The organism is Pseudomonas mandelii (assembly GCF_002251635.1).
Taxonomy (GTDB): Bacteria; Pseudomonadota; Gammaproteobacteria; order Pseudomonadales; family Pseudomonadaceae; genus Aquipseudomonas; species Aquipseudomonas mandelii_B.
Genome location: NZ_NMOJ01000120.1, coordinates 1 through 1,988 on the forward strand (window position 1 = coordinate 1; position 1,988 = coordinate 1,988).

At 56.9% G+C, this 1,988-nt stretch carries 1 protein-coding gene; it reads left to right on the top strand.

From position 1 onward, the window contains the following. Positions 1-176 precede the first annotated feature (176 nt). Positions 177-1,670: a succinyl-CoA:acetate CoA-transferase ScpC gene (scpC, locus tag B7L09_RS16665; RefSeq protein ID WP_094469758.1), complete on the top strand. Its 1,494-nt coding sequence runs from the start codon at positions 177-179 to the stop codon at positions 1,668-1,670. Positions 1,671-1,988 lie beyond the last annotated feature (318 nt).

Here is a 1,988-nt window from a genome sequence, read left to right on the forward strand (position 1 = left end):
TGCTCCAACGCAATACCCAAAACCTCAGCCTTTAGTAGGCTGGGGTTTTTTTATTCCCCGTGAAACCCGACCAAAGGCTCTAAATCAGNCCTCTGCATTCGACCATGGTAGCGGGCCGAATTTTTTTGAAATCACTACACTGCCCACCTTGCTTCCGTAGCCTGAGATAACAATTCATGTACCGTGATCGTATCCGCTTGCCTTCGCTGTTGAACAAGGTCATGAGCGCGGCAGATGCCGCCGCACTGATCGAGGACGGCATGACCGTCGGCATGAGCGGCTTCACCCGTGCCGGTGAAGCCAAAGCCGTCCCTCACGCCNTGGCCGAACGCGCCAAGATTTCTCCGCTGAAAATCACCCTGATGACCGGCGCCAGCCTGGGCAATGACCTNGATAANCAGCTCACCGAAGCCGGTGTACTGTCGCGACGGATGCCATTCCAGGTCGATAGCACTTTGCGCAAGGCGATTAACGCCGGCGAAGTGATGTTCATTGACCAGCATCTCTCGGAAACCGTGGAGCAACTGCGCAACCAGCAACTCAAGCTGCCGGACATCGCCGTGATTGAAGCCGTNGCGATCACCGAGCAAGGGCATATCGTGCCCACCACCTCCGTGGGCAATTCGGCCAGCTTCGCGATTTTCGCCAAGCAAGTGATTGTTGAGATCAACCTCGCGCACAACCCGAATCTGGAAGGGCTGCACGACATCTATATTCCAACGTACCGGCCGACCCGCACGCCGATTCCTCTGGTAAAGGTCGACGATCGCATTGGCAGCACCGCCATCCCGATCCCGCCGGAAAAGATTGTCGCCATCGTGATCACCAATCAGTCCGACTCGCCCTCCACCGTCCTGCCGCCGGACGTCGACACCCAAGCCATTGCCGATCACCTGATCGACTTCCTCAAGCAGGAAGTAGACGCCGGACGCATGACCAACAAGCTCGGCCCGCTGCAGGCCGGGATCGGCAACATCGCCAACGCGGTGATGTGCGGCCTGATCGAATCGCCGTTCGAAGACCTGACCATGTACTCGGAAGTGTTGCAGGACTCAACGTTCGACCTGATCGACGCCGGCAAGCTGAGCTTTGCGTCAGGCAGTTCGATCACCCTGTCGAGCCGGCGCAACGCCGACGTCTTCGGCAACCTCGAGCGCTATAAGGACAAACTGGTACTTCGCCCTCAGGAAATTTCCAATCACCCCGAGGTGGTACGGCGCCTGGGCATTATTGGCATCAATACTGCGCTGGAATTCGACATCTACGGCAACGTCAACTCCACCCACGTCTGCGGCACACGGATGATGAACGGCATTGGCGGCTCCGGAGACTTCGCGCGCAACGCGCACCTGGCGATCTTCGTCACCAAGTCNATCGCCAAGGGTGGTGCAATCTCCAGCGTGGTGCCGATGGTCAGCCACGTCGACCATACCGAGCATGATGTCGACATCCTGGTGACGGAGATCGGTCTGGCCGACCTGCGGGGCCTGGCACCGCGGGAGCGGGCTCGAGTGGTTATCGACAACTGCGTGCACCCGGACTATCGCCAGGCACTGGATGACTACTTTACGGCAGCCTGCGCATTGGGCGGGCACACCCCGCATATCCTGCGCGATGCCCTGAGCTGGCACATCAGCCTGGAAGAAACCGGGCGAATGCTGGCGGTCTGATTCAGCAAAAAAACAGCTGACGCAAACACAGTTGCGTCAGTTGCCTTTGGCCACATTAGATTCTGTTTAAAACTGTACTGCTGTACTGGTCATTTCCTACCGTATTTGCCTACGCATTCAAGCGAAAACATCAAAATCGCACCAATGTAGTGCCGATAGGTACAGTTGCCTCAATTTCGACCAGTACACCCCCTATTAACAGTTAACTGGCCCCTCACAATACAGGTGAACTGTATCTAGAGAGTCTTGCGTCGGAGGAGGATCATTGGCATCAGTTAAACCACTACCTAATCCCGCCACAAGCGGAAGGATGTCATC